The organism is Pseudoalteromonas sp. S3431, assembly GCF_000690035.1.
GTDB lineage: Bacteria > Pseudomonadota > Gammaproteobacteria > Enterobacterales > Alteromonadaceae > Pseudoalteromonas > Pseudoalteromonas fuliginea.
Genome location: NZ_JJNY01000109.1, coordinates 25,842 through 35,009, shown reverse-complemented (window position 1 = coordinate 35,009; position 9,168 = coordinate 25,842). Strand labels below are relative to the sequence as shown.

8 protein-coding genes are annotated in these 9,168 nt (G+C 36.7%); 3 read left to right on the top strand and 5 right to left on the bottom strand.

From position 1 onward, the window contains the following. Positions 1-150 precede the first annotated feature (150 nt). The gene (gene dapE, locus DO88_RS00970) at positions 151-1,335 is read right to left on the bottom strand and encodes a succinyl-diaminopimelate desuccinylase (RefSeq protein ID WP_050482475.1); all 1,185 of its coding nucleotides are present in this window, start codon (positions 1,333-1,335) and stop codon (positions 151-153) included. A gap of 500 nt (positions 1,336-1,835) precedes the next feature. Between dapE and DO88_RS00975 the strand changes: the two genes are divergently transcribed. Further along, positions 1,836-2,489, top strand: a complete 654-nt coding sequence (locus DO88_RS00975) for an OmpW/AlkL family protein (protein ID WP_007376909.1) — start codon at positions 1,836-1,838, stop codon at positions 2,487-2,489. Positions 2,490-2,550: 61 nt separating this feature from the next. Here DO88_RS00975 and DO88_RS00980 read toward each other — a convergent pair whose 3' ends face one another. Continuing rightward, positions 2,551-3,087, bottom strand: a complete 537-nt coding sequence (locus DO88_RS00980) for a thioesterase family protein (RefSeq protein WP_007376908.1) — start codon at positions 3,085-3,087, stop codon at positions 2,551-2,553. A gap of 105 nt (positions 3,088-3,192) precedes the next feature. Between DO88_RS00980 and DO88_RS00985 the strand changes: the two genes are divergently transcribed. Next, positions 3,193-3,687, top strand: a complete 495-nt coding sequence (locus DO88_RS00985; RefSeq protein WP_008134718.1) for a hypothetical protein — start codon at positions 3,193-3,195, stop codon at positions 3,685-3,687. A gap of 30 nt (positions 3,688-3,717) precedes the next feature. Here DO88_RS00985 and tyrR read toward each other — a convergent pair whose 3' ends face one another. From tyrR to bcsE, 3 genes are all read right to left on the bottom strand, one after another. Continuing rightward, positions 3,718-5,274 (bottom strand): transcriptional regulator TyrR, encoded by a 1,557-nt coding sequence (gene tyrR / locus DO88_RS00990; RefSeq protein ID WP_007376906.1) that lies wholly within the window; start codon positions 5,272-5,274, stop codon positions 3,718-3,720. 201 nt (positions 5,275-5,475) lie between these two features. Beyond that, positions 5,476-7,056 (bottom strand): cellulose biosynthesis protein BcsG, encoded by a 1,581-nt coding sequence (gene bcsG / locus DO88_RS00995; protein ID WP_033040975.1) that lies wholly within the window; start codon positions 7,054-7,056, stop codon positions 5,476-5,478. A 168-nt stretch (positions 7,057-7,224) separates the two neighbouring features. Then, on the bottom strand, positions 7,225-8,844 hold the full coding sequence (bcsE, locus tag DO88_RS01000) for a cellulose biosynthesis protein BcsE (protein ID WP_033040973.1): 1,620 nt from the start codon (positions 8,842-8,844) through the stop codon (positions 7,225-7,227). Between the two features lie 112 nt (positions 8,845-8,956). On the opposite strand from bcsE, the gene bcsR reads away from it, so the two are divergent. Then, positions 8,957-9,148 carry a BcsR/BcsP family cellulose biosynthesis protein gene (gene bcsR / locus DO88_RS01005; protein WP_007376902.1) on the top strand — a complete coding sequence of 64 codons (192 nt, stop codon included), beginning with the start codon at positions 8,957-8,959 and terminating at the stop codon, positions 9,146-9,148. The last annotated feature ends 20 nt before the right edge of the window (positions 9,149-9,168 follow it).

Genomic DNA, 9,168 nt, shown 5'->3' with positions numbered 1-9,168 from the left:
TACCAAACATGCGCTGCCCAAGGGGTTCTTTCTAGGGAGGGTTAACGCTTAGTTGCTCGGTTTTTACTTAGCTCACTAGGTTACAAACCTCGCGCCGCGATTAATCGACCCTAGATTGAACAAATTTCAATCCACAAAGATCAACACGCCCTAGCTATTTAAAAAAACCTGCTCGAGCAAAGAGCTATAAATTTCTTCTATTTTTACTAAATCACTTATAGGTACATGTTCGTTTACTTGATGTATCGTATTATTACGCACACCGCACTCTATAACTTGAGTGTGGTTATTTGCAAAAAAACGCCCATCGGATGTTCCACCGCTGGTACTGAGCAGTGGATAACTGCCTGTTTGCTTGTAAATAGCCTGCTCAACATGAGAAAGTAAACTCCAGTCATGAGTGTCTGCTGTATAATATGGCTCACACGGACGCTCCCACTCTATTGTAAAGTAATGGGCAAACTCACTAAGCGATTGTGTCAATAACGCTTTAATCGCCTCGCTGCTATATGCATGACTATAACGCACGTTAAAAGTAACCTCACAATAAGCTGGCACAAGATTATCAATAACGTTATCAATATTAATACCCGTTACTTGCAATGTGGTTTTTGAGCTTTGTTCATCAAGTTGCCACGTTTGTTCACTCAAGTAATTAACTATTTTAGCAGCTATAAAAGCTGCATTGATCGTATTATCAGGATAAGCCACGTGCCCAGCCTTACCTGTTACCTTAATGCGTGCAGAGAGTGCACCTCTTCGCCCATTCTTGATAGTGTCACCTACGCACATATGGCTGGTTGGCTCTCCAACAATACAGCCATCAAGTACAACACCTTGCTCGGCCAGTTTATTAACGATTACTTGAGAGCCAAATTCAGCCTCGCCTTCTTCATCAGATGTAATAAGCCAATACAATGTTCCTTGCTTATTCTCGCTATTATTAATCAGATTATTTGTTGCGCTAAGCATTGCAGCCACACCACCTTTCATATCTGCAGCGCCTCGACCATACACTGAATCACATACAATATTCCCTGCAAAAGGTGGACTTAACCATTGCCCTGTTGCTGCTGGTACTACATCTATATGCCCTGAAAAGGCGACGCATGGTCCGGTTCCAAAACTAATTGAAGCGATTAAATTACTCACGCCGTTTACATTAAAATGCTCACACTGTAATCCCAAGTCACTCAATTCTCTAGTAAGCCAATCAATTGCTCCAGCCTGATTAGGTGTAACAGATTCAAATCGAATAAGCGTTTGTAAATATGCAACAACGTCGCGTTGGAACTCTCTTTCACTGATTGCTTTATCAAAAATAGTGATAGCCATATCAAACGCCCTTTATTGCTTAGCCCTAACTTTAGTTAAGAGACTCACGAAAATATTGAGTTATTATTAAAGCCTGAATTTATGACTAAGCGATGTCAGTATTAATACACAGCTGTGACTATTTTTTATATTTTATTATTATGAGCGGTTTAACTTTTGAGGTTAAATTTACAGCAAACTGTGTGGCAATCAGGTAAGGCAGAGCCTAATCATGAAAAAAAGAGACGTCGTTTTCTCGATTCTGGCTAAGGGGGATTTATAACTTTTGCTACCTAAAAACCTGAACTTGCACGCACTAAACACATTCAGAACAGCGCTTTTAGCTATTTAAGAAATCAAGAGTCAAGTATCTCTGTCGCTAATCAACATCAAAATTAATCTAAATCAATAAAACACTTCACAACGTTCAAACATTTTTGAAACTTTGATCTAGGACAGGTTTTGAACATTTTAAAACTGCAATAATAGCGTCAATCAAAAAGTAGTTCTTGGAGAACAACATGAAAACCACTATTAGTATTGCATTACTGACTTCTTTATTAGCACTTTCTCCTGCTGCACACGCCAATTTTAGCGTAAATGTGGGTGCTATTAACATTAACCCTGATAACAGCAGCTCAAAAATTAACGAAGCACCGACTTTAGGCCTAAAAGGTGATTCTGATACGCAACTAGGTATTACGCTTGACTACGCATTTAACGACCAATGGGTGCTAGAGCTTATTGCAGCAACGCCATTTTCGCATGATGTTAATGGTACTGGTGGGCTAGCGGGTAATAAAATCGCGAATATAAAACAACTCCCCCCTTCACTTATTGCTCAGTATCACTTTTTAGATACAAGTTATGCATTAAGACCATTTGTGGGTATTGGAGTTAATTATACAACATTCTTTGATGAGCAACCGTCGCAAGCGCTTAAAACAACGCTTGGTACAAATGATGTAGAAGTAAAGTTAGACGACTCATTTGGATTTGTAGCACAAGTAGGTGCTAATTATAAAATTGATGAAAAATGGGGTTTACATGCAATGGTATCAATTATGGATATTGATACTGATGCAACAGTATATGCTAATGGCGCAAAAGCTCTCACTTCAACCGTTGAACTGGACCCAGTAGTCGCCATGTTTGGGGTTAGGTATAATTTTTAAAAATGCTTTAATGCATGTGTGTGCAAAAGGCCGAAAGGCCTTTTTTATTTTAATTAACTAATCATTTGGGTAAGTTATTTGCTTTTTTCTGTTCAAGCATTTCTTTCCAATGCATAACTTCACTCGGTAGTATCGGTGTTTTACCTTTAAAACTAGCGACTTCAAGCATCTCTTCGATACTTACAATGCCTTTTTTACTTTTAAACACACCGCGTACATAAGCAATAGCATGTAAGCCTCGTGCTGAATGAAATTTTTGTTCTATATAAAAATACTTATGATCCCAACCAACTAGTTTTGTACTAATAGTGTAGCGTTGCATTGGTTTAATATCACGGATATACGTGATAGCGGTAGCATTAACAATAGGAAACCAACGGCGTTTCAAAATTTGCTTAAGCAAACCCACTCGTTCCGTCATCCATGTACGTGACAAATCCATCATGGCTAAATAACGTGAGTTTGTTAAATGCAGATTTATATCGCAATCAGTTGGTAGTGCTTTGTAATCAATATCTACTGTATCAAGTAAGTCTTGATATTGATGATTACGCTTAATTTTAAAAAATAATAAAAGAAGTCGAATATATAAGTTCACAGCAAAGGTCTTACCAGTTCAATTTACCTGAGTGTAACACAGGCACTTGCTAAGACGAATATTCTGCTTTAATCTGAAGTTATAAATACAACTAAAAATTTACTTATGAATTCAAAATTAAACATCCTTATTGCTAGTATATTCTTAACAGTGAGCCACCACGCGTTAGCCGATTTTAATTTCCCCGGTAATGGCTCTATTACTTACTCTACAGGGGTAGAAAAATCGTTTGAATTTGGTTTTGCTTGGCAACAAAAATTTAAGAAGTTTACTATTGGCTCAAAGAGTTATGAAATGGATCAAATTCCTAGTTCCTACTCAGTCGCCATCACGCTTGCAAAAGACGGCAGCCAAGTATGGGTTCAAGAATTTAATAATGGATTTATAGAAGCGTTTGATTGGACAATAGGCAAGCACACCATCACTCTAAAAAAACAACAGTTTAGTGATCAAGTGAAAGGGAATTATGTTATTGAGTTAGATGGCCGAAGTTACTTTTTTGCTCGTAATAATGCCAGTATTGTTATGAAATTTGATGAAGATGGTATAAAGACGATTGCCATTGATGGTGTCAAAAAAAATATGGGCACTAAAAATTAATTAGCGCCCTATTTTAAATATTGCCGTATTTTAAACTTTAACTGTTTTACGGTTAATACCGTAATCTCGTAGTTTATTTGCAACTGCTGTATGGCTAAGACCTAAACGTTTAGCGAGCTGTCGTGAGCTTGGATAAGCTGGATAAAGTTTGCGTAATAATGTTGCTTCAAAACGTTTTACCGCTTGATCCAGTGAACCTTCAAAATCAGATTCTAAATACCCTAAGTCATGCGTAAACGTAGGTAACTGTAAATGCTCTACTCGTAACTCACTATCATCTAATAAAGATACCGCACGATAAATTGCATTTTCTAATTGGCGTACATTTCCAGGCCAAGGATACTGTTGTAAAAAGCTTAAGCACTCTTGAGATAACAGTGGCACCGCGTGACCATTTTGCTGTGCATATTTTTGAATAAAATGCTCTGCGAGTGGCCCAACATCGGCTTTGCGATCTCTAAGTGGTGCAATATCTAATGTTAATACGTTGATTCGATAGTATAAATCCTCTCTGAACACGCCCTCTTGCACCATAGCAGGTAAGTCTTTTTGAGTAGCTGCGACTATACGAACATTAACTTTAACTTCGTTCTCATCACCCACTTTCCTAAATGTGCCATCTTGTAAGAAGCGCAATAACTTAGTTTGCAGTTGAGTCGACATTTCGCCCACTTCATCTAAAAACACAGTCCCACCATCGGCTTGCTCAAGTACGCCGCGTTTAGGTGCTGCATTTTCTTCATAGCCTGCGTAGCCAAATAACTCAGATTCAGCAACATCATCAGGAAGTGAAGCACACGACAGCGCAATAAAAGGCTTCACTGAGCGATTAGATGCGTAATGACACGCCCGTGCTAATAGCTCTTTACCGGTTCCTGTTTCACCCGTAATTAGTATTGGTGCTTCTAACTGAGACATTTTACGCGCTTCGCGAACAACACGACGCATAGCAGTACTAAAGTTATGAATAGTTGCAAAGCTTTCTTGTCCGTAACGTCTAAATGCACTAACTTGTTGACCTAATCGGCTTTGTGATTTTATATTAATAACAGCACCGGCAAGTACATCACCTTCACCACCTTGCGGCACAGCAATAGGTAAAATATCGGCTATAAAGTCTTCACCAGCGACTTCCACTCTGGTGGTTTGCCCTAATACTTCTTTACTTTCTAACCAGCGAGTAAAATTAAAGCCTTTCAACAAATTATTGATATTTGCACCAATAACCTCTTTTTCGCTCAATTGTAAGTCTTTACAAGCCGCATCGTTACATAAGCGTACCCAACCCTTGGCATCAATAGAAATAACACCATCGGGCAATGCTCGAAGCAATGTGTTTAGCTCATTATGCTCACGCTCAGAGGGTAAAAAAGCGGTTGTACGTACATCATGAACACCATCAATTAAACGAATTGATGGCATTATTTTCTGGAACTGTTCAAACTCAATTTCAGGGAAACTTACATACATACGACAATTAACTGAATCAACCTCTATTCCTTTTAGATCAACACTGTAATTAACTAAAATATTGAGAATTTCTTGGGCGATACCGATTCTGTCAGCACAATGAATATCTAAACGCATACATCCTCTAAGGAAGGAAAACTATATTAATTGAATAATACGCTAAGTGGCTATGAGAAGGTAGTTTATTGTAAACATTTTTGGACAATACTAGTGTTTATAATAAATGAGTAGATACATGGATTTATTCACGCAATAACAGCAATAACATATTTACTCCATGAAATATGCCACTACTGCTATTGCAGTTCTTAATAAAAATTAATCACCTTGTGGGTATTCAGACCAATCACCGCCATCTAATTGTATGTATGGTCGTTGATTAACATACATCATTATAGTATCTGCATTTTCAGCAACTTTTGGAGCTTTCGGTAAATTATCTAACAAATTTGCTATACTATTTTTCCCACCAAAAACATTAGTTTTCAATGTTTTACTCACTAATTCTGACAATGAAAAATAACTGATTGAATCATCAATTACAATTTGGGAATAGTTTTGCACATCAGGGCCAATAAATTTAATTGCAACTGGAACTGATACAATAGCTGGGCTTGGTATTTCTCGCAAACCAGCAAATTGTACTTTGTCTCCTTCTAGTGCAGCACCATGCTCAGGTACTACCATCAGCATTACATTTCTACCACGTTTTTCTAGGTTTTTAATAAAGCCATTAATATCAGAAAATAAGTTTGCATGCCTAAGAGGATAACTCTGCTGGCTATTCATGCGGGCTCTATTAGCAAGTTGATTACCATCGTGTAAACTCGTGGTATTGTAGTACATTGCACAAGGCTTACAGTCTTTAGCTTGTTGGTCAAGCCAGCCGTTTAGAACCGCACCATCTGAATAAATAGGGCTATTATCAAACCCATACTGAGCAATAGGCATAGAATCAATATTAAATGGCTTGCTGTCTAAGCCACCATATCTATTTATCAGGCCTTTAAATTCATCAAAATGCCCATCGTGATTCATCACTACGTTGTTTTGATAGCCTAGTTTTTCTAAGTTCTTAAATAAATAACACTGTTCTGGCGCATCCTTGAACAAAGACGCTTGGTTTGTTTGTCCACAGCTTGCTCTTAATAATCGAATGGCTGCTGGACCACTATATGATGTGGCTGAGTTGAAATCAGGAAACACCACATCAAAATCTTTATACATGTCTGTAACGCTAATACCTAAAAAATTTAAGTCAGCAACTGCCATAGAACAAATATTTAAAATAATAACGTCAAACAACTCGCCATTATATTCCTTTGGAAAGTGACTTGTTAATAAGCTTTGTTGTTGATAAAAATCACTAAGCTTTTGGTCGGGCGATTGGTATTGGGTTGTTACAACAGGCGCCTTACTTTGAGTTGCAATACTACTGTTATTAACCACTGTAGGGCTTTCATTAATATCTAATGAGTTACTTTGACCTTGCCAGCCAATAAACGCCAAGCCAATAATAGTCACTGTAGTAAACCGAATCCATTGAGAGCTGTACCAAAATAAAACAACAATAATGAATAAGCCGAGTAGCATATCGACATTAACTACCCGCCCAACTAGTTCGATAAAATAATCAAAGCTAAAATCTTGAACGTTACCAGCCTGTTTAATTAAACGATTAATGGGAGGTAACCACGAATCTTTATACAGTAAAATCACAGCTATAATCACAGCTATAATGTATTTAACCTTCTCAACTCGCGCATTTTTAAATTGTATTACTAACAAAGCGGCCAACGCAGCATTGCTCAAAAAACTAAAATCGATTACGCCGTAATAATACAGGGCAAATTTAACTAAAAAATAGAGATTCCAAACCCCTAGACCAGACAATTTCACTTACGTTCCTTATTTTTAGGTGTATAGGGTTCTAGCACTTCGTGCTTAAATGTCATTTTGTAATAATACTTTTTTAATTTAGATACTATGTAAGAGCCAATTAGGCACAATAAAACACCAAATAACCCCGAGATTAATGCTGTAATTAAAAGTTGATTAATACTCATATCACAGCTCTTTAACTTTCATTGTAAAAGCTTTTGCATCAGGGCGTTCCTGAGTGAAAAATTCAGGCGTAGCAATATCAATACTGGGATTTTTTGCTAAAGCAGGATCGAACTTGTAACTGTCATTTTCTTTTAGTTGATTTGTAAAATCACTCACATCTTTATCTCTATAATATCGGCGTAATTGTTTACATTCTTGCTGAATATAGAAGTGGTCCGAAATAATGCTCTGTTGAGCAAAAAAATCACTGGTTTCTAATTTGAATAAATGTTTAATCGCATTCATTACATCATTTTCTCTACAAGCATGTAGATACAAGTAAACTTTGTTTTCAGCAACACTAAATACATCACCTTCACGTTTTATGTGAAATAGATGAAGTGGGTGAATAGGATCTATTCTTGGTAATAACTCAAGTACAACCAGTACCCCACTGACACCTAAATTAACCGCCGAGTCACTGTGCACTTCAACTTGGCGAGTAAAATCAATAAATGGTAAGTAACCTTTTGAAAACGTGTTTTCAGTATATCGTAATACATGCTCAACAGATGGAGGCAATGGTCGAGAAAATTGAAAGCCTTGGATCGACTGAATTTGCGATAACAACCGAGAAGGTTCGGAAAAGCTATACAAAATAAGATTAACACCCAGCGTTAAAAATAAGCACTCGTCTTGGTGCCTGATAATCCCATCTACATTTTGAATCACGAGTTTTAACCAACGACCACAATTTTTTCTCAATTCAAAACATTGTTTACCCAACTCAGATAAGTCGGTATAGCGTGTAACCGAAAATACTAATGTTGCGGCTTCAAGCTGAGGACCTTTTTCAAATAAATCGCTGTTACTTTTTACAACATGATAATTTGCAGGCAGCTTTGTGCCATCTGGTACTGAGTTTTGTACTAACCACACAACATCTTCATCATTAAAATGTTTATTGCTAAGTGTTTGGGTTTCTATTTTCCCTTCTTCTACAACTAACCGATCATTTTGCAAAATTAACTGATAGTGAGTATTTGATAACACCCCTGTGCTGTGTCTCCAATAGTCGAACTCAAGTACTCGTGCAGCCGAATCATTATCGACAAACACAACGCCGCTAAAGAGTTGATTTAAGCGCCTTACTAAAAATCGATAATTAGCAACTTCAGGACCTGAGATTAAAAATAGAAGACTAGTATTTGTATCAATTAAAAATGATTTATATTGCTCAATAAGCGTTTCAAATTGCTGTTCAGTGGTATCACGTAATTGCTGAGTACTAAAATGAACAACGATTAGAGCATTTTTTATATTTTCATACGCACTTAACTCTTTAATAATCCCTTTATTTATGCGTTTTGCATTCCACTCACTAATTTCTTTTGTAAATGAAAAAGAATGTACTCGGCCTTGCTCACTAGCATCAAGTAATAAATTCGAACAAGAAGATTCAAAGAATGACTCTATCTGAGAAGAGACTATAAAAATATTTTCTTTCACATCATTGGGGCTTATTGAATGCAATATAAACTCAATAGAAAAATTGTCTAAAGGCGCTAAAACAGCATAAATTGCAGCAGGTTTTATTTCTTCAGCTGCGGGGTCTAATCCCAAAATGTTAAACTTATGCACACAAAACACCTTTCAAAAAAATACTTTTTTACTAGTTTTAGCCGCTATTCTATATATAATAGTCAAATAATGTCCATATATTATAAAATAAAACATACTGATACAGGTAGTAATGCAAAACTTAATTTCAAAAAACCCTCAAACACTCACATCTAACGATATAGCAAACTTAGCTCATCGCTTTGGCGGTAAAAGTGAAGATTACATTGAAATAGTGAATACGCAAAAAAACATGCAAACTATAAATAAATATGCGTTATTAAAAGAAATTGATAACGAACTTGCGTCTATTACTAGCCGTTGAAACTATAGGTAACCCCATCA